Below are 23,567 nucleotides of genomic sequence, written 5' to 3'. Positions count from 1 at the left end.
GATGCGAAAGATCCGGGCCATCTTGCGCCCGCTTATAGGCACGATGGCGCCGGGCGGCAAGAACGCTCAGGCGGTCTCGGGCGTCGCCTCGTTTCGCACGCTCAGGTCCGACGATCCGAGGAAGTGACCCCAGGTCTTCATCCGGTCGATATTGTCGCAGATCACCTTCACGGCCACCAGGAACGGCACCGCCATCAGCGCCCCCGCGATGCCCCAGAGCCAGCCCCAGAAGACGACCGTGACGAAGACCGAGACGGTGTTCAGCTCCAGCCGTCGGCCAAGGATCGCGGGCGTGATGATCTGCCCTTCCAGCGACGTGGCCGCGAGGTAGAGAAGCGGCGGCGTGATCGCCGCGCCCAGCGTCGGGAACGCCAGAAGCGAGAAGACCGACACCAGGAATACGCCCGCCATCGCACCGATGAACGGCAGGAAATTGAAGGCGAAGGCCACGATCCCCCAGACATAGGCGTTGTCCAGCCCCGACGCCCACATCAGCCCCCAGATGATGAGGCCGAGCCCGGCATTGATCAGCGTGATGGTCAGCAGGTAGCGCGAGATCGCCTTCTCCACGCCCATCATGATCCGGTAGGCGCGCTTCTTGTCGGACATGCTGGGCAGCGCCTCGACGATCTTCACGCGGAACATGTCGCCCGAGGCCAGCAGGAACAGCGCCAGCACCAGCGTCACGGCGAAGGTGGTGCCGACCGAGGCCGCGTTGCTGACGGCCGAGTCCAGCAGGCCGGGGCTTTCGATGGATACCTTCTGCACCCTCTCGCCACCGCCGTTGGATTCGGCCATCTCCTCGACCTCTTCGCTGGCCTCCTTGACCTTCTCCACCGACTCGGTCAGCCCCCGCAGCTTCAGTTGAAGCTCGCGCCCCATCTCGGGCGCCTCGGCCAGCCATCGGCTGACGGGACCCGACGCCGCGTAGCCCGCGGCGCTCAGCCCCACGCCGATGGTCACGATCAGAAGGACGGCCGTCACCGGCGCGGGCACGCCGATGCGCCCCGCCGTGCGCACGATGGGGCTGAGCGTCAGGGCCAGCATGAGACCGAGGATGATCGGCAGCAGCACGTCGCGGGCGAAGTAGCAGGCCACGACCACCGCCACGAAGGCCAGCAGGATCAACGCGCGCCGGATGCGGTTCAGCTGGCTCAGCACCTCGATCCGCCAGCTCGGGTCGCTCATCTGGTCAGGGTCGATCTGATCGACCGGGGGAAGGGCCATGGGCGACACCACGCGAATGTGAAATTGGTTCCAGCGTCAACTTGCGACCAACGGACGCGGTTCCCTCACCGGGTCCGCAACGCGTCCACGTGCGACCACACCGCGCTGATCACGACCGACCCCTCGCCCACCGACGAGGCCACCCGCTTCACCGACCCCGCCCGCACGTCGCCCACGGCGAAGATGCCGGGCGTCGAGGTCTCGAAGGCGGTGCGCCCGCCGGTCGCGGGGCCGGTCACCACGTATCCCGCGCGGTCGAGCTCGACCAGGCCGCGCAGCCAGCCGGTATTGGGCGCGGCGCCCACCATGACGAACACCGCCCCGGTCTCGAGCCGCCAATCGCGCCCCTCCAGCTTGTCGCGCAGGGTGATCGCCTCCAGCTGGTCCCCGCCGTGCAGCGCCGTCATCTCGGTGCGGGAATGCAGGGTGATGGCCGGGTCGGCCTCGAGCCGGCGGGCCAGGTAGTCCGACATGCTGGCCGCCAGGCTGTCGCCGCGGACCAGGACATGCACGTGCGACACGCTGCGCGACAGGTACATGGCCGCCTGCCCCGCCGAGTTGCCGCCGCCGACCACCACCACCGGGCGGCCCCGGCACCAGCGCGCCTCCACATCGGTGGCGGCATAGTAGATCCCGGCGCCCTCGAACGACTCCAGCCGGTCCAGCGGCAGGCGGCGGTACTGCACCCCCGCCGCCACCACGACCGCGCGCGCCGTGACGCCGCCCCCGTCGTTCAGCGTCGCGCGGAACAGGCCGTCCGCGCCCTTCACCAGCGCCGTCACCCGCGCGGGCATGGCGAAGCGGGTGCCGAATTTCATCGCCTGGACCTCGCCGCGCCAGACCAGGTCGCCGCCCGAGATTCCGGTGGGAAAGCCCATGTAGTTCTCGATCCGGCTGGAGGTGCCCGCCTGCCCGCCCACGGCGGTATCCTCGACCACCAAGGCGCTCAGCCCCTCGGCGCCCGCGTAGACCGCCGCCGCCACGCCCGCCGGGCCGCCGCCCACGATCAGCACGTCCAGAACCTCGTCCGCGTCGATGCGCAATTCCAGCCCCAGCACGCGGGCGAGTTTCGCGGGGCTCGGATCCTCGATCACCACGTCGCGCCCGAAAATCACCGCCGGGCGATCCGTCGCGATGGCGCAGATTTCCGCCTCGGCCGTGGCCCGAGCGCTGCCCAGCGGCAGGTCCTCGAACGGGATGCGGTTGCGGCTGGCGAAGGCAGCGATATCGCGAATGGTGCGGTCCACGTCCGCACCGATCAGCTTCAGCGCGCTGTCGCCGGTCTCGATCTGGCGGCGCCGTCGCGCCGCCAGCACGGTGATGACGATGTCGCTCATCTCGGGGATTTGCCGCATGAGTGCCAGCATCTCGGCCCGCGGCACGGCGATTGCGGTGGTCGGAGCGCAGGCCCGCAAGGTCATCGACGCCACAGCCCCGGTCAGGAACGCGATCTCGCCCACGAACTGAGCGGGACCCAGCGTGTGCGGCAGGTGCCGCGCGTCGGTCCAGGGATTGACCACCTCGACCTCGCCTTCCGTCAGGAAGATGAACTCCTGCTGGACCTCGCCCGCGCGCAGAACCGTCTGGCCCGCCTCGTACCGGATCTCGTGCCCCGCCTTGCGCAGGGCGGCCACGTGGCTGTCGTGCAGCGGCGTGCGCTGCATCTCGGCCAGGTCACGCGCCAGGCTCTCCACCCGCGTCCTCCTTCCGCCCGGGGAACAGGCCCGACAGGGCCCGCCCCACCAACCGCGTCACCTGCGGGCGCGGCGCGGCGGCGAAGGGCAGCGGGCGGCAGACCTCGATGGCCGCCACGCCCACTCGCGCCGTCAGCGCGCCGTTCACCACGCCCTCGCCGAAGCGGCGGCTCACGCGGCTCAGCACCGATCCCCCGGCGACCGAGCTGATCAGGTCGTCGCCCACCGCCACGGCGCCCGTGGCCACCAGGTGCGTCATCACCGCCCGGGTCAGCCGCCAGCTGCCCAGCGTTCCGGCCCGCCCGCCGTAGATCTCGGCGATGCGGCGGATCATGCGCAGGTTGGCGGTCAGCGCGGCGGCCACGTCGGCCAGCGCCAGCGGCACCACGGCGGTGACGGTGGCCACCTGCCGCGCCGCCGCCTCGACCTCGATCCGCGCGGCGGCGTCCAGCGGGGCAAGCAGCTCGGTCTCGGCCAGGGCGAACAGCGCGTCGGCGTCGAACACCTCGCCGCGCCGCTCCTCCACCCGCGCCACGTGCCAGCTGAGCGCGTCGCGATCCCGGTAAAGCGCCACGATCCGGTCCAGCACCACCCGGGCCCGCGCCATCGTGCCCTCGGCCAGGGCGGCCTCGGCCTCGGATTGCAGCCGTCCCATCCGCGCCAGCCGCGCCAGCGCCGCCAGTTCCCGCAACGCGATCAGGACCGCGACCAGCGCCAGCCCCCCGGTCAGCACCAGGGCCACCCAGCCCAGCACGGCATTGCGCGCCAGCAGCGCATCGATGGCCGACCAAGCGGTCAGGGACAGGGTGAAGACGAAAAGAGCGCCCGCCAGCCGCCAGAACCACCGCCCCAGGGCCGAACGCTCGCGCGCGGCCAGCGCGGCGGCGGTGCGCATGGCGCGCCCGTCGGGCCGGTCGTCCCGCCCGCCCGTCTCGGGCACCGGCGGCGCCAGCGCGGGCGAAGCCGCGGGCCCCTCGCCCGGCTCCTCGATCAGGACGGGTCCCCGCCGCTCAGCCATGGAACGCCCCCGATCGCGCCGCGCCCCGTACATCACTGGTCCTCAAATACTTCTGCGCCGCGGTCGGAACGGGCGCGACGCCGGGAGGATGAAACGGGCTCACAACCGGTCCCCGATCAGGAACTCCGCCGCCCGGTCCAGGCGGATATGCGGCGGCCCCTCGCCGGGCTTCAGGCTCAGGGGCTGGGGCGCGAAGCGCATGATGGCGTAGTCCTCGTCCAGCCAGGCGGGCGCCCCCTGCCGCGCGGGGGTCAGAAGATGCGCGGGATCCTCGGGCAGATGGCCGGGATGGAACGCCGCGCGGCGGCCATCCTCCAGCAATACGCCGCGCACCACGTCGAGCGCGCGCCCGTCATGGGTCACCGTGTCCTCGGTGGTGGCGCGCAACCCGGCGATGGACAGGGCGGCGGTGGTCGCGCCCGCGTAATCCGCGCGCCGCTTGGCGTCCGACAACAGCGCCTCCATGATGGCGGTCAGCTTGGCGTGCTGGCTGTGATGCAGGTGATCGGCCTTGGTGGCGGCGAAGAGGATCCGCTCGATCCGGCGGCCAAGGAAGATCTGGCTCAGGAAATTGTTCTGGCCCGGGCGGAACGCCCCCAGGATGTCGCCCATGGCACGGCGCATGTCCTCGACCGCCTGCGGGCCGGCATGGATCGCGCCCAGCGCGTCGACCAGAACGACCTGCCGGTCCAGCCGGGCGAAATGGTCGCGGAAGAACGGCTTCACCACCTCGCGCTTGTAGGCTTCGTATCGCCGCGCGAACTCGCGCCCCAGCGAGCCGCGCCCGTGCTCGCCGGGTGGCAGGGGCGCGAAGGTCAGGACGGGGCTGCCCGCCAGGTCGCCGGGCAGCAGGAACCGCCCCGGCGTACAGTCCGAATACCCGTCCTCGCGCGCCGCGCGCAGGTAGCCGGTGAAGGCCGCCGACAGCGCCTGCGCCTGCGGCTCGTCCAGCTTGGCGGCCGGGTCCGCCCCGGACAGCGCCGCGCGGAAGGCCTCGGCCTGCGGGCGGTTCTCCAGCCGCTCGAGCGTCTCGCGCGACCACTGCGCGAAATCCTTCTCGATCAGCCCCAGGTCCAGCAGCCATTCGCCGGGATAGTCCACGATATCCAGGTGCAGCGTGCGCGGCCCGCGCAGGCCCGCCACCAGGCCGGTGGGCTGCACCTTCAGCGACAACCGCAGCTCGGAAATGGCGCGGGTGCTGTCGGGCCAGTGCGGCGCGGGGCCGGTCAGCGCGGCCAGGTGCGTCTCGTAGTCGAAGCGCGGCAGGGTGTCGTCGGGCTGGGGCTGAAGATAGGCCGCGCGGATCGCGCCCTGCGCCGCCGCGCGCAGCTGCCCCATGCGCGCCCGGTTCATCAGGTTCGCCACCAGCGAGGTGATGAACACGGTCTTGCCCGCGCGGCTGAGCCCGGTCACGCCCAGCCGGATGGTGGGTTCGAGAAACGCGCCCGACACCGCGCTGCCCGCGCGCTCGACGCGCCGTGCGACTTCGTCCGCGATGTCACCGATGATCAAGTTGCGCCCCCGCCTGTACCAGCCCACAACATAGGCAGCCCCCTCCGCGCCTTCCAGCCCACGCGGGTCACGCATCAAGGGGCGGGGTCACGCCCTTCTTCGCGCATTTCTTCAGATAGGCTTCGGTCCAATGGGCGTAACCGCCCAGGGCGGCCTGCTGATGCGACAGCATGTGAACGAAGACGCGCCGGTGCGCGGGCGACTTCAGCTCCTTGAACATCTTCTTCTGCGCCTTGGTCATCGAACAGCCGATGCAATGTCCCTCGCGGCGGAACTTGCAAACGTCGATGCAGGGCGATGGCGGTTTCGTGCCCGTCTTTGCCATGTCGGCCCCTCGTCGCGTGTCGGCGGATCGCCCGGTGCGCCCGCTCCCCGCGCCACAGGTAGTCGGCATCGGCTGCGACGAAAGCCCCGCGATACCGTCTCGCAGCCGTTTGCGGCTTCATCTTTCTCCAAATACCTCCGGGGGAGTCCGCGCCAGCGGACGGGGGCAGCGCCCCCCCCCTTCTGGGCCGCGAATGATGAATACTCCGACCTCTGGCCGTCGGGACTTCCCGGCGACCCGGGCGCCCGCTCACAGGCCGGCAACGGCCATCGACAGGCGCGCGGATGCGGCCACGCCGTCGATCAGCGGGATGCGGGACCGCGCGGACAATTCCGGCGCGATATGCGCCATCCCGGCGCATCCCAGCAGGGCGCAGGCCGCGCCGTCGCTTTCGTTCGCGGTGGCGATCTCATCGGTCAGCCGGTCGATCACATCGGTCCCGCCCGCGTCGATAGTGAGGACGGGAAGCCCGCTCGCGCGCACCGAGGCACAGGATCCCGCGAACCCCTGCTGGCGGATGTTCTCCTCGATCACTGGCACCGAGACGGGCAGCGATGTGATGACCGAGAATCGCAGCCCCAGCAGTTGCGCCATGACGAAGCTCGATTGGCCGATCCCCAGCACAGGGCACCCCGCGGTCGCGCGCGCCTCGGCCAGGCCGGTATCGTCGAAGCAGGCGATCACGATGACGTCGGCGCCCCGCGCTTCGGCCACCGGCACCAGCGCCAGCAGGCCGGGCACGGCCGCGTCCCCGTCCGCCTTGCCCTGGATCGCGGCCGGGGCGGAGGCGTTGGTCAGGCCGAAGATCTCGACGTCGGGCAGGGCCTCGCGCGCCGTGGCGACGATACTGTCGGTCATGCCTTCGGTCGAATTGGGGTTGATATAGGCGATCTTCATACGCCCTTCCCCGCATCCGAGCCCAGCCGCGCCCGGCGCTTGCCCAAGATCCAGACGCCCAGCAGGCAGGCCGCGATGATGGCGAAGGAGAACAGCGTGGTCAGCGTGCCCAGCGCATAGATCACCGGGGTCGTGACGTTGGTCGTCATCCCGAAGATCTCGAGCGGGAGCGTGTTGTAGCTGCCCGCGGTCAGCAGCGTCCGAGCGAATTCGTCATAGCTGAGCGTGAACCCGAACAGGGCCACCCCGATCAGCGACGGCGCGATGATCGGCAGCACCACGAAGCGGATCGTCTGCCACGAGGTCGCGCCCTGGTCGCGGGCGGCTTCCTCGTAGCTTTTGTCGAAGCGGTTGAAGACCGCGAACATGATCAGCAGGCCGAAGGGCAGCGTCCATGTCAGCTGCGACCCGAAGCCGGACGTCGCCCAGTGGATCTTGAGCCCCAGCTGGTTGAAGATCAGCCCGACGCCCAGCGAGATCAGGATCGACGGGATCACCAGCGACGTGATGGCCGCGTAGAACAGCAGGGCCGACCCCGCGAAGCGCTTGCGGAACGCCAGGCCGGCCATGACCGACACGACCACCGTGGTCACCATCACCATCAGCCCCAGCGCGAAACTGCGCCGGAACGCGCCCCAGATGTCGCCGACCGCCTGCTCCTGGAACAGGTCGCGAAACCAGTGCAGCGAGACGCCGTTCATCGGGAATGTCAGCCCGCCCTGCGGCCCCTGGAAGCTCAGGATGCCGATGGTCAGGATCGGGCCGTAGAGAAACAGCACGAACAGCGCGAAGAAGGCGGCCAGAATGTAGAAGCTGCGGGGGCGACGCTCCATCTCAGAGCTCCTTGCGGATGTTGACGAAGCGCAGCAGGATCGCGATCACGATCAGCACGGTGCACAGCAGAACGACGGCGGTCGCGGCGGCCGATGGGTATTGCAGAAGCCCGATATCGTTCGAGATCAGCCGCCCCACGTTGGCGCGTTGCGAGCCCGACATGAAACGCACGGTGATGAAATCGCCCATCACCAGCGTCACCACGAAAATGGTGCCGATCATGATACCGGGCTTCGTGAGCGGCAGGATCACGTGCACCAGCGTCTGAAGCCCCGAGGCGCCGTTGTCCCGCGCGGCCTCGAGCAGGGATTTGTCGATGCGCATCATGGTGTTGAAGATCGGGACGACCATGAACAGCGTGTAGAGGTGCACGAAGGCCAGGATCACGGCGAAATCGGAGTAAAGCAGCCATTCCAGCGGCTCGTCGATTAGCCCCCAAGAGATCAGTGTCTGGTTGGCGATGCCGTTGCGCCCCAGGAACGGGATCCACGAGATCATGCGGATGATGTTCGAGGTCCAGAACGGGATCGTGCAGACCAGAAACAGCGCGATCTGCATGGTCAGGCTGCGCACGTGGAACGCCAGGAAATACGCGACCGTGAACCCGATCGCCAAGGTCAGCGCCCAGGTGATGAAGGCGTATTTCAGCGTCGCGAGAAAGACGCGGTAGGTGACGGGCGAGCCGAAAAGAAACTCGTAATTGTCGAACTGGAAGGCCGGGTAGATCGAGAACTCGGTCGCGCCCCAGAAACTGACGATCACGATCATGACGATCGGCGCGACCAGGAACAGCAGCAGGACCAGCGCCAGCGGCGAGGCCTCGAGCCATCCCAGGACGTGGCGGTTCTTTAGCCGCATGTGCTCTCCTCGGTCCGGTCCGAGCGCGTCGGCGCGCCGGTCGTCAGGTCGTTGAAATCAGGACGTGGCGGGGGGCGTCGCGCCCCCCGGGCCGGATGCCTCGTGCGGGCGAGGCGATGTCGGGTCAGGCCGCGATGAACTCGTTCCACTTGCGGACCATGTACTGATTCTCGTCCATGACGGCGTTCCAGCAGGCGACCGAGCCCATGCGCTCTTCGAAGGAACCGCCGTCGCGGACCTCGCCGGCCTGCGCCAGCTGGTCGCCGGTGGGCGAGGTGATGACGTCGGTGGCTTCCTTGCCCTCGAACCAGTAGCCCCACTCGTTCTCGGACATGAACTCCTTCGAGGTCTCGGGAACGGCCGAGTAATAACCCTGGCGCATCAGGTAGCCGCCGACCCAGCCCGAGAGGTACCAGTTGATGTACTCGTAGGCCGCGTCCAGCTCCATGCCCGACAGCGACTGCGACAGGCCGATGCCCCCGCCCCAGCTGCGGTAGCCTTCCTTCAGCGGCTGGTAGACGCAGGGAATGCCCCGCGACTTCACGGCGGTGATGGCGGGCGACCACATGGACTGGATCACGACCTCGCCGGATGCCATCAGGTTCACGCTCTCGTCGAAGGTTTTCCAGAAGGCGCGGAACTGGCCGTTCTGCTTGGCCTCGGTGAAGATCGCCATGGTCGCGTCGATCTCTTCGCGGGTCATGTTGCCCTTGTCGCCGTACTGGATCTCGCCCATGGCCTCGCAGACCATGGCCATGTCCATGATGCCGATGGACGAGATGTCGAGGATCGACGCCTTGCCCTGGAACTCGGGGTTCAGCAGCTCGGCCCAGGACTCGATCGGGCGGCCGATCAGGTCGGGGCGGATGCCCAGGGTATCGGCGTTGTAGATCGTCGGGATCAGGGTCATCCAGTTGGTCTGCTCGTCCGCGAATGTGGTCGCGCCGGGCTCGGGGATGAAGCCCACGGTGTGCGGCGCGGTGCCCTGCGCGATCTCGCTGTCGGGCGTCAGCTTGCCGTCCTTGAAGATGCCGACGATCTTGTCGTAGTTCGCGATCCGGCTGACATCCATCGCCTGGAGGTTGCCCGTGGGCCAGACCTTCTTGCAGATCCAGTACTCGATATCCGCGATGTCGAAGCTGTCGGGCTGGGTGGCGGCGCGCTGGGTGACGCTGTCGCTGTCCAGCGCCGTCATTTCCAGCGTGAAGCCCAGGTCTTCCTTCACCTTGTTGGCCACGTCATTCAGGTTCGACACGCCGGTGCCGAACTGGCGCAGAACGATGTCCTTGGTGTCCTGCGCCCACAGCATGGGCGCCGGCAGGGTCGAGGCGGCGATCGCCGCGCCGCCGGCCTTGAGCAGGGAACGGCGGGAATAGCCGACCTTGGGTTTTGCGAGTATCGCCATGGGTTTTCCTCTCATGATGGATGGATGCGGGGTCTTTCGTGTCGGCCCCTTCAGGCCTCGAGGCGGTGCAGCCCCCTTTCGTCCCAGGCGAGCCGCACGGCGTCGCCCGGGGATTTCGGTGCGTTGAAGAATTGCTCTTCCGGTAGCAGGGCGAGCACCTCGTCGCCGGTCTCCAGCTTCGAGGTCACGGCGACCGACGCGCCCTGGTATTCGACGGCCGTGATCGTCGCGGCCAGCCCGTCGTCGCCCAGCGTCACCGCGTCGGCGCGCACGGTCGCCTTGCCGCTTGGCAGCGCGATCACGTTGTGCCCGCCGATGAACCGGGCGACGAATTCGGTGCGCGGCGCGCCCCAGACATCGCGGGCCGGGCCGGATTGCTCGATGACCGCGTCGTTCATCACGACGATCTCGTCGGCCAGCGCCAGCGCCTCGTCCTGACCATGGGTGACATGGATGAAGGTGATGCCCAGCTCGCGCTGGAGCTTCTTCAGCTCGCCCCGCATCCGGATGCGCAGGAACGGGTCGAGCGCGGACAAGGGCTCGTCCAGCAGAAGCACCTTTGGCTCGGTCACCAGGGCGCGGGCCAGGGCCACGCGCTGCTGCTGGCCGCCCGACAATTGCGTGGGCAGCCGGTCTGCCAGGTGCGTCATGTCCACCAGCGCCAGCATCTCGTCGGCGCGGGCGTGCCGCTTGGCCTTGTCCACGCCCTTCATGCGCAGCGAAAACGCCACGTTGTCGCGCACCGACAGGTGCGGAAACAGCGCGTAGTTCTGGAACATCATGGCGGTCCCGCGCAGCGCGGGCGGCAGTTGGGACACGTCCTGGCTGTCCAGGACGATCGACCCTTCGCTGACATCCTCGTGCCCCGCGATCATCCGCAGGGTCGACGACTTGCCGCAGCCCGACGGCCCCAGCAGGCAGACATAGCTGCCCTTGACGAAGACGTGGTTCAGATCCCGTACCGCGACCGTGTCGCCGTAGCGCTTGGTCAGGTGAACCAGTTCAAGGTCGTATCCGGTTCGCATCGGGCCCCCAGTGCTGTGTTGACCCGAGGTGAGGCCCTTATCGGCTCCGAGGGCAGCATTTTCGCATCGACACGGGCGCGGTTTTGCCCTTTGCCGCATTTTTGACCGCGCCGCCGCGCGTCGTGCACGAAAACGGGCACAAAGTTGTATACAATACTGTCCCGGAAACCATCGCGGGCCTCCCGCGCTTGTCCCACTGGGCGAGAATCGGCGAAGGTCGCGGCAGGGCAGGAAGTGATGCGCAGGTAATGAACAAGATAGACCACACCAGCTGGAGCCGCGACGCCATCGCGGCGGACCTCGAACGCGCCATCCACGAACACCGCCTGCCACCGGGCACGAAGCTGGGCGAGGATGACCTGGCCGAGGCCTACGGGATCAGCCGCACCATCGTCCGGGCCGCCCTTCTCGCGCTGTCGCACCGCCACCTGGTCCAGTTGCGCCGCAATCGCGGCGCCTTCGTCGCGCAGCCCACCCCGCGCGAGGCGCGCGAGGTCTTCGAGGCGCGGTCCCTTCTCGAACCCCGCACGGCCCATTCTGCCGCCCTGCGGATGACCGAGGCCGACCTCGCGCTTCTGAACGAGAATATCCGCGACGAGCATGCCGCGCTGGACGCGGGCGAGAACGGTCGCGCGCTTCTGCTGTCGGGCCAGTTCCACCTGGAGGTCGCCCGCATCGCGGACCAGACCACGATCGAGGCCGTCATATCCGAGCTGATTTCACGCTCGTCGCTCATCATCGCGCTCTACTGGCGGCGCCGGGCCGCGCTGTGCGAAACGCAGGCGCACCATGCGCTTCTGGACGCCTTCGCCCGCAAGGACGGCGCGGCGGCTGAGGAGCTGATGAAGAACCACCTGCTCGACCTCGTGGCCTCTCTCGACCTGCGCAACGTCGCGCCGCCGCCAGCGTCGCTGCGCGAGGCCCTGCAAAGATGACGGCCTGCTGCCGCGTGGCCCGGGCGGGCGAGGTCGCGGTCATGCTCGACTGGGCGGCCGCGGAAGGCTGGAACCCGGGCCTGGACGACGCCGCCGCCTTCCACGCGGCCGATCCCGACGGCTTCTTCGTGGCCGAGGTCGGGGGCCAGGTGGTCGCGGCGATCTCGGTGGTCAATCACTCCGACGCCATCGCCTTTCTCGGGCTCTACCTGTGCCGCCCGGAATTCCGCGGCCGGGGCATCGGCTTCGCACTCTGGAATTTCGCGCTGTCCCATGCCGGGGACCGCACCGTCGGCCTGGACGGTGTCGCCGCGCAACAGGCCAACTACGCGCGGTCGGGCTTCGTCCTGCATGGCCGCACCCAGAGACTGTCCGGCCACCTGGCGACCGAGGCGCTGACGCTTCCGGTGGCGCGCGCGGGGGAGATACCCGACCTCGAACGGCTCGATGCCGCTGCAAACGGCGTGTCCCGGCCGCGTTTCCTGCACGCATGGCTACAAGACGGGCCGACGCGGAAGACCGTCCTGAAGCGCGACGGAAAGACGATCACCGGCGTCGCCACGGCCCGGACCTGCCGGGACGGGTGCAAGATCGGGCCGATCATCGCGGACGACGCCCCCGCGGCGCTGCACCTCGCGCGACAGGCCGCATCCGCGATCGGGGAAAGCCGCGTCACGATCGACTTGCCCGACACCGCCGCCCCCTTCGCCGAGATGCTGCGGCAGCAGGGATTCACCGAAGGCTTCAGCACCGCCCGCATGTATCGCGGGGACGCTCCGGCCACGGGGCAATGCCTGCAGGCCGTCGCAACGCTCGAGCTCGGTTGAGCTCCCGCGAGCCCATCCGGACCACACTCGGCCAAATCCCGAACGGCAAAGGAAACGGGCAGATTCCGGCGTGATGCCGATTCTCCGGGCAGCCGGCGGTGATCCCTGACGCCGCGAAACCCGGCGCGTTGTCCGCCGCCCGACGCCACGCCTAGCCTGAGCGCGGACTTGGCGTGGGGGCGCGATGGAATTCCGGTTCTTCGAAATCTATCGCAACTGGGACTACGTGACCCTTCTGATGCAGGGCGCGGGCATGAGCGCAATGCTGACCCTCTGCGGGGGCGTTATCGGGTTTGCCTTCGCCATCGTCCTGTCCTGGGCTCGGCACATGCAGATCCGCATCGCGGCCCCGCTGGCCACGGCGTACGTGGAGTTCATCCGCAACACGCCGCTGATCGTGCAGCTGTTCTTCGTGGCCTTCGGACTGCCCCTGCTGCTGGGCTATGCGTGGCCCTTCTGGGCCCACGCGCTCCTGGCGCTGGCGCTCAACTTCTCGGCCTATTTCGCCGAGATCCTGCGCGCGGGCTTCCGTTCGGTCGACACCGGCCAGCGCGAGGCGGCCGAGGCGCTGGGCCTGCGGCCGATCACGGCGTTCCGGCTGATCGTGGTGCCGCAGGCCATCGGGCGCATGTTCCCGTCGCTGTCCAGCCAGTTCGTCTTCCTGTTCCTGACCACCGGGATCATCGCCGAGATCGGCGTGCGCGACCTGACCAACGCCGGCATGTTCATCGACAGCCGCACCTTCCGGACCTTCGAGGTCTACATCACCCTGACCGTCATCTACATCAGCATCTCGCTGCTCTACAAAGCCGCGATGGCGGGTCTTTATCGCTGGCGCTTTCCCTGGGCGGAGCTGGGCCGGTGAAGGATCTGTTCGCCGCCATACTCGGAGAGCCCTTCGGGATCGTCGTGTTTCAGCTGCTCGCGGCGACGCAGTTCACCATCTACCTGTCGCTCATCGCCTTCTTCGGCGGCGGCATCCTGGCCGGGCTGATCACCGTGATCCGCGTCGCCCCGTTCAAGTGGGGCAAGCGGCTGGCCGTCGCGTATATCTGGTTCTTCCAGTCCACGCCGCTGCTGATGCTGCTGTTCCTCGCGGGTCTTGGCGTGCCGCGGCTGCTGGGCTTCAACATCGACCCGTGGATCGCGGCCTCGGTCTCGCTCATCGTCTATACCAGCGCCTACCTGTCGGACGTCTGGCGCGGCGCGGTCGAAGCGATCCCCAGCGGCCAGTGGGAGGCCAGCGAAGCGCTGGGCCTGCGGTTCCTTCAGATGCTGCGGCTGGTGGTACTGCCCCAGGCCGTCGTGCTGGCGCTGGCGCCCACGGTCGGGTTCATGGTGCAGATCATCAAGGGCACGTCGCTGGCCTACATCATCGGGTTTTCCGACCTCATGCAGATCGGCAAGCGCTGGGCCAACGCGCCCGTGGACGGCACCGAGCCCTTCGTCATCTATCCCCTGATGGCGCTGATCTACTTCGCCCTCTGCTTTCCGCTGTCGCTCTATTCCCGCCATCTCGAAAAGCGCCTCGGCGCGGTGAAACGTGCCGCGACCCCGACCGCTGCCTGATCCATCGCAACCAAAGGAGATTTCCATGACCGTAACAGACAAGCTCAAGGGCCTCGTGACCGCCGCGGCGCTGGCCGCCGCCACGATGACCGCCGCACCCGCCGCCGCCGACCTGTCGGATATCCTGTCCGAGGGCACGATCAGCATCGGGGTGCCCGAGGATTTCCCGCCCTTCGGCTCGCTCGGCGCCTCGGGCGAATACGAGGGCTATGACGTCTCGATCGCGAACATGATCGCCGAGGCGATGGGAGTCGAGCTGGACCTGGTACCAATCAGCTCGGACCAGCGCATTCCCTACCTGGAAACCGACCGGCTGGACCTCGTGATTTCCTCCATGGGCGCCAATCCCGAGCGGGCCAAGTCGATCTGGTTCTCCAGCGCCTACGCGCCGTTCTATTCCGGCGCCTTCGCCAGCGACGACAAGGAGATTTCCAGCGTCGATGACCTCGCGGGCTACTCCGTCGGCCTGACCGGCGGCACGCTCGAGGACCTGGCGCTGACCGACATGGTGTCCGACGAGACCGAGATCATCCGCTTCGGCGACAACGCCGCGACACTCGCCGCCTATGTCTCGGGCCAGGTCGATGTGCTGGTGACCGGGAACGTCGTCGCCGCGTCGCTGTCCGAGTCGAACCCCGATCTCAGCGTGGACACGAAGTTCATCCTGCGGGACTCGCCCTGCTTCATCGGCATCAAGCAGGGCAATGCCGACCTGCTGCGCTGGGTCAACGTGTTCATCCTGACGAACACCCTGAACGGCGAGCTGAACACGCTGTCCGAAGAATGGTTCGGCCAGCCCCTGCCGCCGCTGCCCTCGCTCTGAGACAGGGACCATAAGGCTGGGCGGGCGCGCGACCAGACGGGTCTGCCCGCCCCCCGGCGACCCGGCGCGCAAGCAGCCGCGCGTCCCCGCCGTCTCACTCCGCCAGGATCGCGAAGCCGTTGGGCTCGACCTGCGCGCCGCCCGGCTCGGCCTGCCACCCCTCCGACAGAAGGACCGTCCCCCCGGCCCCGTTCCACCGCGCGGGCGCGTCCGACAGGTTGAATACGCACAGCGTGCCCGCGCCCCGGCGATAGGCCAGCACGCCTTCGGGCGCGTCGAGGAACGCCATGTCGCCGTCGCGCAACGCGTCGCGATCCGTCCTCAGGGCCAGCATGCGCTTGTAGAACGACAGCACGCTGTCGGGGTCATCCGCCTGCGTGTCCACCGCCCGCGCGGCCTGCGGCGGCTTCATGGGCAGCCACGTCGAATCGGCGTCCGAGAACCCGGCATTCTTCGCCCCGGACTCCCACGGCATCGGCGTGCGGCAGCCGTCGCGGCCGGGGTTGTCGGGGAAGAAGGTCTTGCCCTCGGGGTCCACCAGCTCGTCGTAGGTCAGCTCGGTCTGCGGCAGGCCCAGCTCTTCGCCCTGGTACAGGCACACCGACCCCCGGATCGACAGCAGCAGCGCGCAGGTCATCCTGGCAAAGCGGTCCGCATCGCTCCAATGCGCGCCCCAGCGCGAGACGTGGCGCGGCACGTCGTGGCTGGAAAACGCCCAGTTGGGGCACCCTTCATAGCCGTCGCGGAACATCGCCTTCAGCTGATCGCGGAAGAACGCGGCGCCGTAGGGCTTGTGCATCAGCGCCGTGTGATAGGCCTGATGCAGCCGCCCCGGGCCGGTATAGTCGTGCAGCCGCTCGATCGGGTGATGGGCCTCGCCGATCTCGCCGATCAGGGTGCGCGCGTCGTATTCGTCGGTCAGCGCCCGCACCCGCTCGATGAAGGCCAGGTTCTCTGGCCGGTTCTTCGAATGGATCGGATACTGCATCTCGAAAGTCTTGTAGTCCGGCTCGGTCTTCTCGCGGATGTCGGGCGGGTTGTCGCGCAGCCGGTCGTCGTGGACATAGTGGTTCACCGCGTCCAGCCGGAAGCCGTCCACCCCCTTGTCCAGCCAGAAGCGCAGGGTGTCGAGCGCCCAGTCCTGCACCTCGGGATTGTGGAAGTTCAGGTCGGGCTGCTCCTTCAGGAACTGGTGGAAATAGTATTGCCGCCGCCGCACATCCCAGGTCCAGGCCGGGCCGCCGAAGATCGATTGCCAGTTGTTGGGCGGGCTGCCCTCGGGCTTGGCGTCGGCCCAGACGTACCAGTCGGCCTTCGGGTTCGCGCGCGATGCCCGGCTTTCGGTGAAGAACGGGTGGCGGTCGGACGAATGACTCAGCACCTGGTCGATGATGACCTTCAGGCCCAGATCGTGCGCGCGGGCGACCAGCGCCTCGAAATCGGCCATGGTGCCGAAGGTCGGGTCGATATCGCGGTGATCGCTCACGTCATAGCCCATGTCGGCCATGGGCGAGGTGAAGATCGGCGACAGCCAGATCGCGTCGACGCCCAGATCGGCCACGTGCGGCAGCCGGCGGATGATCCCCTTCAGGTCGCCCATGCCGTCGCCGTCGTCGTCCTGGAAGCTGCGCGGATAGATCTGGTAGGTGACCGAGTTGCGCCACCAATCCTGCGAATGTGCCATGATTCCACCTTTCCGAAACGTTTCGGGCCTGACGGAAGTTGACCCGAAACGTTTCGCGTTGCAAGTCATTTCGGCACAGGAAGCGGAGGAAGCCGTGCCGACCCTCAAGGATGTCGCCCGCCACGTGGGCCTGTCGGTGACGCAGGTCAGCCGCGCCCTGAACGACCACGCCGATGTCAGCGCCGAGACCAAGACCCGCGTGCGTCAGGGCGCGCTCGAGATCGGCTATCGTCCCAACCTTGCGGCCCGCACCCTGAAATCCGGGCGATCGGGCATCGTGGCCATGATCGTGCCCGGCCGGTCCGAGACGGTCGAGGTCGAACTCCTGATGGAATCGGTGATGGGCCTGTCGGCCGAGTTCTCGCGCCGCGGGCTGCGGTTCCTGCTTCACGTTCTCGGGCCCGGCGATGACCCGGTAGCCGCGCTCGAGACACTGGTTCACGGCGGCGGCATCGACGGGTTCGTGCTGACCGACCCGGTGCTGAACGATCCCCGCGTCGCCAGCCTGACCGCAAGCGGCACGCCCTTCGTGCTGCACGGGCGCGACCGCGCCGATGCCGCCTACCCTTTCGTCGATATCGACAACCGCGCCGTGGGCCACGCGCTGGCCTCGACGCTCACGACACGCGGCGCGCGGCGCATCGCGCTGGTGGGCGGCCCCGAGGATCGGCCCTACACGCTGTTCCGCCGCGAAGGCATCGACGCGGCGCTGGCCACGGCCGGCGCGCGGCTGGTGGCCGACCTGCCCGGACCGATGACCGAGGCGCGCGGCCGCGCCGCCGCCGACAGCCTGCCGCCAGACGGAATCGACGGGGTGATCGCGGGCAACATGATGCTGGCCGCGGGCCTGCGCGCGGCCCTGCCCGACATCCCGCTGGCGGTGCATGACGACCGGCTGATCGCCTTCGATCCCGCACGCCTGTCCGGCCCCCTCATGCGCACCGAGGCGCCGCTGGACGCCGCCTGGGCACCGCTCTGCGACGCGCTGGTGCAAGCGATCGACGGCGAAATTCCGCAGGTCATCCTGCCCTTCCAGACCCACGGCTGAACGCGTCCCTTGACAGGTCGGGCGCTAACATGCTTTTTATCCGAAACGTTTCGGATACCCTGGGAGGATACCATGAAGACCCGTTTCGCGCTTTTGGCGACCACGACCCTGCTTGCCACGCCGCTCGCCGCGCAGGACCTGATCCAGCCCATCGGCGAAGGGCCGTTCAGCTGGGACGCCTTTGATGCCTTCGCAGAAGAATACCAGTTCGACGGTGAAACGCTGGTCGTCCTGGGGGCCTCCACCGGGGCCGACAAGGACAAGCTCGACAACCTGTTCGCCTATTTCGAGGAAGCGACCGGCGCGACCGTCCAGCTTTCGGGCTCGGAAAGCTTCGAGCAGGACATCGTCATCGCGGCCCAGTCCGACACCCTGCCCGACATCGCCATGTTCCCGCAGCCGGGCCTTGCCGCCGACATGGCCCGGCGCGGCGTCGTGCGCCCGCTGGATGCGTCCAACCGCCAGTGGTTCGCGGACAACTTCGCCGCCGGGTCGTCGTGGGCCGATCTCGTGACCTTCGAAGGCCCCGACGGGTCGGAAAACATCTACGGCACGATCTTCGGCGCCGACGTCAAAAGCCTGGTCTGGTATTCGCCCGAGAATTTCGACGAGGCCGGCTACGACATCCCCCAGAGCATGGAAGAGCTGAAGGCGCTGACCCAGCAGATCGTCGACGACGGCGGCACGCCCTGGTGCATCGGTCTCGGCTCGGGCGCGGCCACGGGCTGGCCCGCCACCGACTGGGTCGAGGAATTCGTCCTGCGGACCCAGCCGCCCGAGGTCTATGACCAGTGGGTGACGAACGAGATCCCGTTCGACGATCCGCGCATCGTGGCCGCCATCGAGGAATACGGCTGGTTCGCACGCAACGACGACTTCGTGCCCCAGGACGCCGCCGCCGTCGCGACCTCGGACTTTCGCGACAGCCCCGCCGGCCTATTTTCGTTCCCGCCCGAATGCTACATGCACCGGCAGGCCAGCTTCATCCCGAACTTCTTCCCAGAGGAAGTCGAGGTCGGGACGGACGTGGATTTCTTCTACTTCCCCGCATATGCCGACCGTGACCTGGGCCAGCCGATCCTCGGCTCGGGCGGTGTCATCTCGGTCACCTCGGACCGCGAGATCGCGCAGGCCTTCATCGAGTTCCTGAAACTGCCCACGGCGCACGAGATCCAAATCAGCCAGGGCCAGTTCCTGACCCCGCACCTGGGCGCCAATACCGACGCCTACGCCAACGACACGCAGGCCGCGCAGGGCGAGATCCTGACCAACGCGACCACCTTCCGGTTCGACGGGTCCGACCTGATGCCGGGCGAAATCGGCACCTCTGCCTTCTGGCAGGGCATGGTCGATTACCAGACCGGCGCCTCGGCCGAGGACGTCGCCGCCGAGATCCAGAACCGCTGGTCGCAGATCCGCTGAGCCGGGCGACCGTCGAGCCACCGGGCGCGCCGCATCCCCTTGCGGCGCGCCTTTCGCCCGGGCGGCGCGGCCCTGCCCCGCTTGCCCCGCGCGCGCGGCGCGAATAGATGCACCGCCATGCCCCGCTTTGCCCTCAAGGTCGACTACCACGGCGCGCCCTTCGCGGGCTGGCAGCGGCAGGCCGACCAGCCCTCGGTCCAGGGCGCGATCGAAGCCGCGTTGGCCCGGCTGGAACCCGGCCCCCACACCATCGCCGCCGCCGGTCGTACCGATGCGGGCGTCCACGCGCGCGGGCAGGTCGCCCACGCGGATCTCGCGCGCGACTGGGATCCTTTCCGGCTGTCCGAGGCGCTGAATTACCACCTGAAGCCCCAGCCGGTCGCCATCACCGCCTGCGCCCGCGTGGAGGACGACTGGCACGCCCGGTTTTCGGCCACGTGGCGTCAGTACCTGTTCCGCATCGTCAGCCGCCGCGCGCCCCTGGTCCACGACGCGGGGCTTGCGTGGCAGGTGAAACAGCCGCTGGATGCCGGCGCCGTGCAGGCCGGCGCGCGGCATCTTCTGGGGCGGCACGACTTCACCACCTTCCGTGCCGCGCTCTGCCAGGCCAAGTCGCCGGTCAAGACGCTCGACCGGCTGGATGTCGAAGAGATCGCGGGCCCCGACCAGACCGAGATCCGGCTCCACGTCCGCGCCCGCAGCTTCCTGCACAACCAGGTCCGCAGCTTCGCGGGCACGCTGGAGCGGGTGGGTAGCGGCGCCTGGACACCCGACGACGTGAAAGCGGCGCTCGACGCCCGCGACCGCACCCGCTGCGGCCCGGTGGCGCCGCCCCAGGGGCTCTACCTCGTGGGGGTCGGGTATCCGTCGGATCCTTTCGACCGCTCGACCACGTAGGCGCCCTGCGCCGTGAAGCGGCGCATCATCAGCACCCCCGCCACCGCAAGGCCGGCCGCCAGGCCCAGCCACACGCCGATCCCGCCCAGCCCCAGCGCAAAGCCCAGCAGGTAGGCCACCGGCACGCCCACGACCCAGTAGCTGATGACCGCCAGCAGCATGGGCACTTGCGTGTCCTGCACCCCCCGCAACAGGCCCAGCGCCATGACCTGCAACGCGTCCACCAGCTGGAACAGCGCCGCCGCCGCCAGCATCGCCACGGCCAGCCGCATCACCTGACCGTAGGCCGGGTCGGCGGGATCGAGGAAGGCCGCGATCATCGGGCGCGGCAGCAGCAGGAACAGCGCCACGCAGACCAGCGCGAAGACCAGCGACACGGCCACCACCGCCCGCGCGCCGCGGCGCAGGTCCGGCCCGTCGCCCCGGCCCAGCGCGTTGCCCGCGCGGATCGTCGCCACGTTCGACAGGCCGATATGCACCATGAACACCGCCGACGTGATGTTCAGCGCGATGCCATGCGCCGCCAGCGGGATCGCACCCAGCCAGCCCATCATCACCGACGAAGCCGAGAACAGGCTGACCTCGGCCACCGAGGTCAGGCCGATGGGCAGGCCCAGCCGGAACACCCGCGCCAGGATCGCCCGGTCCACCCGCCAGAAATTGGCGAAGACCGCGTATGCCGCCATGGCCCGCGCGGTGTAGGCGACCATCACCGCGCAGCTGAGCGCCGTCGACACCAGCGACGCGATGGCCGCGCCCCGGATGCCCAGCTCGGGCGCGCCCCAGTTGCCGAAGATCAGCGCGTAATTCGCCAGCGCGTTCACGACCACCGCGGCGACCGTGGCCCACAGAACGACCTGCGTGCGCTCGATCCCGGCAAGGGTGGATTTCAGCACCATGATCCCCAGCGCGGGCACGATGCTCCAGCCCTGGATCCACAGGTAGTCGGCCGCCATCTGCGACAGCGCGGGCGCCTGGCCCAGCGCGCGCAGGATGGGCCCCGCGCCCAGCAGGAGCGGCAGGCAGGCCAGCGCGAAGCCCCCGGTCAGCCACAGCGCCATGCGCGTGGCGCGCCGCACCACGGTCTCGTCCCCGCGCGCCGCCGCCTCGGCCACCAGGGGCATTACCGCCCAGCCGAAGCCCGAGCCGAAGATCAGCAGGATGAAGAAGAAGGTCGCCGCCAGCACCTGCGCGGCCAGCACCTCGATGTCGTACCGGCCCAGCATCACCGTGTCGGTCAGCTGGATCGCGAACTGCGACAGGTGGCTGCCGATCAGGGGCAGCCCCAGCACGGTGATGCGGCGCAGGTGGGTGGCATAGTCCATGCGCCCGCCCTACGCCCCGGCACGCGGGGCGGCAAGATGCCGCCCGGCGGCAGGCGGTGCCCCGCCCTAGCCCAGCACGTCGCGCCAGTCGTGCTTGGGCGCGAAGCCCACCATCTCGCGCGCCTTGTCGATGCTGTAGAACGTCTCGTGTTCACCCATCTCGCGCTTCTGCTCCACGCCCTGGTAGAACCGCGTGATCACCTCGTCGCTGGTGATGCCCACGGACGTGTTGGGATTGGCGACGTTGAACACCTCGTATCCCAGCCCGTCGGTCTTCAGGCAGCAATCGACCATGTGGCCCAGGTCGCGCGCGTCGATATAGGCGAAGATGTTGCGCCGGCGCAGGGCGGGGTCGTCCATGAAGGCAGGAAACATCTCGGCGTATTCATGGGGTTCGATCACGTTGTTGATCCGCAGCCCGTAGATATCCGCGCCCGAGCGGTGCTGGAAACAGCGCGCGGTATCCTCGTTGCAGACCTTCGACATGGCGTAGCTGTCGCCCGGCACCGTGGGGTGCGCCTCGTCCACGGGGATGTAGTCGGGCTTGCGCTCGCCATCGGCGAAACAGATGCCATAGGTCGTTTCCGACGACGCGAAGATCACCTTGCGGATGCCCAGGCCGAGCGCCGCCTCGATCACGTTGTAGGTGCCCATCGTGTTGGTGCGGAAGGTCTCGTTATCCGTGGTGATCATGATCCGCGGGACGGCGGCGAAATGCACCACGGCGTCATAGGCCGGGACGCCACGCGGCAGTTCCAGGTCGCCCCAGCTCGACGGTTGGGTCAGCGCGCCCCAGACCTGCCCCGGGTCGGTCAGGTCGGCCTGCAGGTTTTGCACGCCCTCGGCCTCCAGCGGCTCGAGATCCAGGTTGGTGACGTAATGGCCCTGCTCGATCAGGTAGGGGACGACATGCCGCCCCGCCTTGCCGCTGCCGCCGGTGAACAGAATACGCATGATGCCTCTCCATGATGTGTTGCCGGGGCAGCTAGTCCGGCGGGCGCGGCTTGGCCACCGCCACCGAGATCGGGCACGACCGCGGGAAAGGCTCAAAACGTCCCTTGCAGTCCCGACCGCGCGGCCCGATCAAGCGCGGATGCACCACCTTCGATCCGCCCGTATCGCCGCGACCTCGGCCTTCTGCATGAACGGTCTCCTGTTCGGTCTCTGGGCCGCGCGCATTCCCGCCTTCGTCGAGCGCTTCGGCCTCGATCACGACGCGCTCGGCCTGCTGCTTCTGTGCATCGCGGGCGGTGCCATCGTGGCCTTTCCGCTGGCCGGGCGGGCCTCGGACAGGATGGGCGCCAAGCGGCTGACGCGGCTGCTGATCCCGGTCCAGATCTGCACGCTCCTGGCGCTGCCGCTGATGCCGTCGCTCTGGCTGCTGGCCCCGGCGCTGTTTCTTTTCGGCGCGGCCTATGGCGCCACCGATGTGGCCATGAACGGCTGGGCGACCGAGATCGAGCGCGCGGGCGGCCGGCCCATCCTCAGCTCGTTCCATGCCGCGTGGTCTCTGGCGTCGGGCGCGGGCGCCGCCAGCGGTCTCGTTTTCGCCGGGGGGCCGGTCCTGCTGCATTTCGCCGTGATCGGGCTGCCCGCCGCGGCCCTGGGCTGGTGGCTGACCCGCGTGCCGTGGCAATCGGACCTCAGCGATGACGGCCCCGCCTTCGCCCTGCCGAAGGGCGGCCTCGTGACGGTGGGGATCGTCGCCCTTGCCGCGGCGCTGGGCGAAGGCGCCGTCGCCGACTGGTCGGCGGTCTACCTGATCGAGGCGCTGTCCCAGACCGAACGGGCCGCGCCGCTGGGCTATGCCTGTTTCGCCGCCGCCATGGTGACCGTGCGCCTGGCCGGCGACGGGCTGGTGGCGCGCTTCGGCCCGACCGCCATGACCCGCGCCAGCGGCGCGTTCGCCGTGACCGGGGCAAGCCTGGTCGCCCTGGCGCCGGGCCTCGGCCTTGCCCTGCCCGGCTTCGTGCTGTTCGGCCTGGGCCTCGGCGTCATCTTCCCGCTGGCGTTCTCGCGCGCCGCTGCCTCGCGGTCGATGCCCGCGGGCCAGGCGATCGCGGCGGTGGCGACGCTGGGATATGGCGGCATCCTGATCGGACCGCCCCTGATCGGGCTGGTGGCCGCGGCAACGAGCCTCAGAATCGGCATGGCGCTTCTGGCCGTGCTGGCGCTGCTGATCGTGGCGCTGGCCAGGGCCATGGCGCCGCCCCCCGCGCCCTGAGCCGGCGCGGCGGCGCGG

Annotated in this window: 22 protein-coding genes; 9 read left to right on the top strand and 13 right to left on the bottom strand. The window is 68.9% G+C overall.

What is annotated here, in order from left to right; genetic code table 11:
* Nucleotides 1-66 precede the first annotated feature (66 nt).
* The 10 genes from BMX96_RS15610 to BMX96_RS15565 form a co-directional block, all read right to left on the bottom strand.
* Nucleotides 67-1,227, bottom strand: a complete 1,161-nt coding sequence (locus BMX96_RS15610) for an AI-2E family transporter (RefSeq protein WP_236737097.1) — start codon at nt 1,225-1,227, stop codon at nt 67-69.
* Between the two features lie 65 nt (nt 1,228-1,292).
* Nucleotides 1,293-2,921, bottom strand: coding sequence for an FAD-dependent oxidoreductase (locus BMX96_RS15605; RefSeq protein WP_091846331.1), 1,629 nt, complete (start codon nt 2,919-2,921; stop codon nt 1,293-1,295).
* Entirely contained in the window at nt 2,902-3,939 is a 1,038-nt protein-coding gene (locus BMX96_RS15600; RefSeq protein WP_091846442.1) for a YcjF family protein, read from the bottom strand. Before BMX96_RS15600 ends, BMX96_RS15605 begins: the two co-directional genes overlap by 20 nt.
* 99 nt (nt 3,940-4,038) lie before the next feature.
* Nucleotides 4,039-5,451 (bottom strand): YcjX family GTP-binding protein, encoded by a 1,413-nt coding sequence (locus BMX96_RS15595; protein ID WP_175481770.1) that lies wholly within the window; start codon nt 5,449-5,451, stop codon nt 4,039-4,041.
* Nucleotides 5,452-5,518: 67 nt separating this feature from the next.
* Nucleotides 5,519-5,776 (bottom strand): DUF1289 domain-containing protein, encoded by a 258-nt coding sequence (locus tag BMX96_RS15590; RefSeq protein ID WP_091846329.1) that lies wholly within the window; start codon nt 5,774-5,776, stop codon nt 5,519-5,521.
* Nucleotides 5,777-6,025: 249 nt separating this feature from the next.
* Entirely contained in the window at nt 6,026-6,673 is a 648-nt protein-coding gene (locus tag BMX96_RS15585) for an aspartate/glutamate racemase family protein (protein WP_091846328.1), read from the bottom strand.
* Nucleotides 6,670-7,506 carry an ABC transporter permease gene (locus tag BMX96_RS15580; protein ID WP_091846327.1) on the bottom strand — a complete coding sequence of 279 codons (837 nt, stop codon included), beginning with the start codon at nt 7,504-7,506 and terminating at the stop codon, nt 6,670-6,672. Before BMX96_RS15580 ends, BMX96_RS15585 begins: the two co-directional genes overlap by 4 nt.
* Before the next feature lies 1 nt (nt 7,507).
* Nucleotides 7,508-8,365 (bottom strand): ABC transporter permease, encoded by an 858-nt coding sequence (locus tag BMX96_RS15575; protein WP_091846326.1) that lies wholly within the window; start codon nt 8,363-8,365, stop codon nt 7,508-7,510.
* Nucleotides 8,366-8,489: 124 nt separating this feature from the next.
* Nucleotides 8,490-9,770, bottom strand: a complete 1,281-nt coding sequence (locus tag BMX96_RS15570; protein ID WP_091846325.1) for an ABC transporter substrate-binding protein — start codon at nt 9,768-9,770, stop codon at nt 8,490-8,492.
* Nucleotides 9,771-9,820: 50 nt separating this feature from the next.
* A complete protein-coding gene (locus BMX96_RS15565; protein ID WP_091846324.1) occupies nt 9,821-10,795 on the bottom strand; it encodes an ABC transporter ATP-binding protein in 975 nt (324 codons plus the stop codon).
* A 248-nt stretch (nt 10,796-11,043) separates the two neighbouring features.
* Between BMX96_RS15565 and BMX96_RS15560 the strand changes: the two genes are divergently transcribed.
* From BMX96_RS15560 to BMX96_RS15540, 5 genes are all read left to right on the top strand, one after another.
* Nucleotides 11,044-11,730, top strand: a complete 687-nt coding sequence (locus BMX96_RS15560; protein ID WP_091846323.1) for a GntR family transcriptional regulator — start codon at nt 11,044-11,046, stop codon at nt 11,728-11,730.
* Entirely contained in the window at nt 11,727-12,557 is an 831-nt protein-coding gene (locus BMX96_RS15555) for a GNAT family N-acetyltransferase (RefSeq protein ID WP_091846322.1), read from the top strand. Before BMX96_RS15560 ends, BMX96_RS15555 begins: the two co-directional genes overlap by 4 nt.
* Nucleotides 12,558-12,741: 184 nt before the next feature.
* Nucleotides 12,742-13,422 (top strand): amino acid ABC transporter permease, encoded by a 681-nt coding sequence (locus BMX96_RS15550; protein ID WP_091846321.1) that lies wholly within the window; start codon nt 12,742-12,744, stop codon nt 13,420-13,422.
* Nucleotides 13,419-14,126, top strand: coding sequence for an amino acid ABC transporter permease (locus BMX96_RS15545; RefSeq protein WP_091846320.1), 708 nt, complete (start codon nt 13,419-13,421; stop codon nt 14,124-14,126). The genes BMX96_RS15550 and BMX96_RS15545 overlap by 4 nt, the downstream gene beginning before the upstream one ends.
* 25 nt (nt 14,127-14,151) lie before the next feature.
* Nucleotides 14,152-14,949 carry a transporter substrate-binding domain-containing protein gene (locus BMX96_RS15540; RefSeq protein WP_214606861.1) on the top strand — a complete coding sequence of 266 codons (798 nt, stop codon included), beginning with the start codon at nt 14,152-14,154 and terminating at the stop codon, nt 14,947-14,949.
* 94 nt (nt 14,950-15,043) lie between these two features.
* Here the strand turns inward: BMX96_RS15540 and BMX96_RS15535 are convergent, their stop codons facing one another.
* Nucleotides 15,044-16,633, bottom strand: a complete 1,590-nt coding sequence (locus BMX96_RS15535; RefSeq protein WP_091846319.1) for an alpha-amylase family glycosyl hydrolase — start codon at nt 16,631-16,633, stop codon at nt 15,044-15,046.
* Nucleotides 16,634-16,727: 94 nt separating this feature from the next.
* On the opposite strand from BMX96_RS15535, the gene BMX96_RS15530 reads away from it, so the two are divergent.
* The 3 genes from BMX96_RS15530 (at nt 16,728) to truA (ending at nt 20,000) form a co-directional block, all read left to right on the top strand.
* Complete coding sequence (locus BMX96_RS15530; protein ID WP_175481765.1) at nt 16,728-17,681, top strand: LacI family DNA-binding transcriptional regulator; 954 nt, start codon at nt 16,728-16,730, stop codon at nt 17,679-17,681.
* A 72-nt stretch (nt 17,682-17,753) separates the two neighbouring features.
* Nucleotides 17,754-19,103, top strand: coding sequence for an ABC transporter substrate-binding protein (locus BMX96_RS15525; protein WP_091846317.1), 1,350 nt, complete (start codon nt 17,754-17,756; stop codon nt 19,101-19,103).
* A 117-nt stretch (nt 19,104-19,220) separates the two neighbouring features.
* Nucleotides 19,221-20,000: a tRNA pseudouridine(38-40) synthase TruA gene (gene truA / locus BMX96_RS15520; protein WP_091846316.1), complete on the top strand. Its 780-nt coding sequence runs from the start codon at nt 19,221-19,223 to the stop codon at nt 19,998-20,000.
* On the opposite strand, the gene BMX96_RS15515 is transcribed toward truA, so the two are convergent.
* Together BMX96_RS15515 and BMX96_RS15510 are read right to left on the bottom strand one after the other, a co-directional pair.
* Nucleotides 19,946-21,325, bottom strand: a complete 1,380-nt coding sequence (locus BMX96_RS15515) for an MATE family efflux transporter (RefSeq protein WP_091846315.1) — start codon at nt 21,323-21,325, stop codon at nt 19,946-19,948. The genes truA and BMX96_RS15515 overlap by 55 nt on opposite strands.
* Before the next feature lie 66 nt (nt 21,326-21,391).
* Entirely contained in the window at nt 21,392-22,279 is an 888-nt protein-coding gene (locus tag BMX96_RS15510; RefSeq protein WP_091846314.1) for an NAD-dependent epimerase/dehydratase family protein, read from the bottom strand.
* Between BMX96_RS15510 and BMX96_RS15505 the strand changes: the two genes are divergently transcribed.
* Nucleotides 22,278-23,549 carry an MFS transporter gene (locus tag BMX96_RS15505; protein WP_330220651.1) on the top strand — a complete coding sequence of 424 codons (1,272 nt, stop codon included), beginning with the start codon at nt 22,278-22,280 and terminating at the stop codon, nt 23,547-23,549. The genes BMX96_RS15510 and BMX96_RS15505 overlap by 2 nt on opposite strands.
* Nucleotides 23,550-23,567 lie beyond the last annotated feature (18 nt).

This window comes from Palleronia pelagia (genome assembly GCF_900110115.1).
In the GTDB taxonomy this organism is placed as follows: Bacteria; Pseudomonadota; Alphaproteobacteria; order Rhodobacterales; family Rhodobacteraceae; genus Palleronia; species Palleronia pelagia.
This window is presented reverse-complemented; position numbering and strand designations above follow the sequence as displayed.

Coding starts and splice junctions, on each gene's coding strand:
- BMX96_RS15610 (WP_236737097.1), bottom strand. CDS start 1,227: ATGGCCCTTCCCCCGGTCGATCAGATCGACCCTGACCAGATGAGCGAC.
- BMX96_RS15600 (WP_091846442.1), bottom strand. CDS start 3,939: ATGGCTGAGCGGCGGGGACCCGTCCTGATCGAGGAGCCGGGCGAGGGG.
- BMX96_RS15590 (WP_091846329.1), bottom strand. CDS start 5,776: ATGGCAAAGACGGGCACGAAACCGCCATCGCCCTGCATCGACGTTTGC.
- BMX96_RS15585 (WP_091846328.1), bottom strand. CDS start 6,673: ATGAAGATCGCCTATATCAACCCCAATTCGACCGAAGGCATGACCGAC.
- BMX96_RS15580 (WP_091846327.1), bottom strand. CDS start 7,506: ATGGAGCGTCGCCCCCGCAGCTTCTACATTCTGGCCGCCTTCTTCGCG.
- BMX96_RS15575 (WP_091846326.1), bottom strand. CDS start 8,365: ATGCGGCTAAAGAACCGCCACGTCCTGGGATGGCTCGAGGCCTCGCCG.
- BMX96_RS15570 (WP_091846325.1), bottom strand. CDS start 9,770: ATGGCGATACTCGCAAAACCCAAGGTCGGCTATTCCCGCCGTTCCCTG.
- BMX96_RS15565 (WP_091846324.1), bottom strand. CDS start 10,795: ATGCGAACCGGATACGACCTTGAACTGGTTCACCTGACCAAGCGCTAC.
- BMX96_RS15560 (WP_091846323.1), top strand. CDS start 11,044: ATGAACAAGATAGACCACACCAGCTGGAGCCGCGACGCCATCGCGGCG.
- BMX96_RS15555 (WP_091846322.1), top strand. CDS start 11,727: ATGACGGCCTGCTGCCGCGTGGCCCGGGCGGGCGAGGTCGCGGTCATG.
- BMX96_RS15550 (WP_091846321.1), top strand. CDS start 12,742: ATGGAATTCCGGTTCTTCGAAATCTATCGCAACTGGGACTACGTGACC.
- BMX96_RS15540 (WP_214606861.1), top strand. CDS start 14,152: ATGACCGTAACAGACAAGCTCAAGGGCCTCGTGACCGCCGCGGCGCTG.
- BMX96_RS15535 (WP_091846319.1), bottom strand. CDS start 16,633: ATGGCACATTCGCAGGATTGGTGGCGCAACTCGGTCACCTACCAGATC.
- BMX96_RS15525 (WP_091846317.1), top strand. CDS start 17,754: ATGAAGACCCGTTTCGCGCTTTTGGCGACCACGACCCTGCTTGCCACG.
- truA (WP_091846316.1), top strand. CDS start 19,221: ATGCCCCGCTTTGCCCTCAAGGTCGACTACCACGGCGCGCCCTTCGCG.
- BMX96_RS15515 (WP_091846315.1), bottom strand. CDS start 21,325: ATGGACTATGCCACCCACCTGCGCCGCATCACCGTGCTGGGGCTGCCC.
- BMX96_RS15505 (WP_330220651.1), top strand. CDS start 22,278: ATGATGCCTCTCCATGATGTGTTGCCGGGGCAGCTAGTCCGGCGGGCG.
- BMX96_RS15510 (WP_091846314.1), bottom strand. CDS start 22,279: ATGCGTATTCTGTTCACCGGCGGCAGCGGCAAGGCGGGGCGGCATGTC.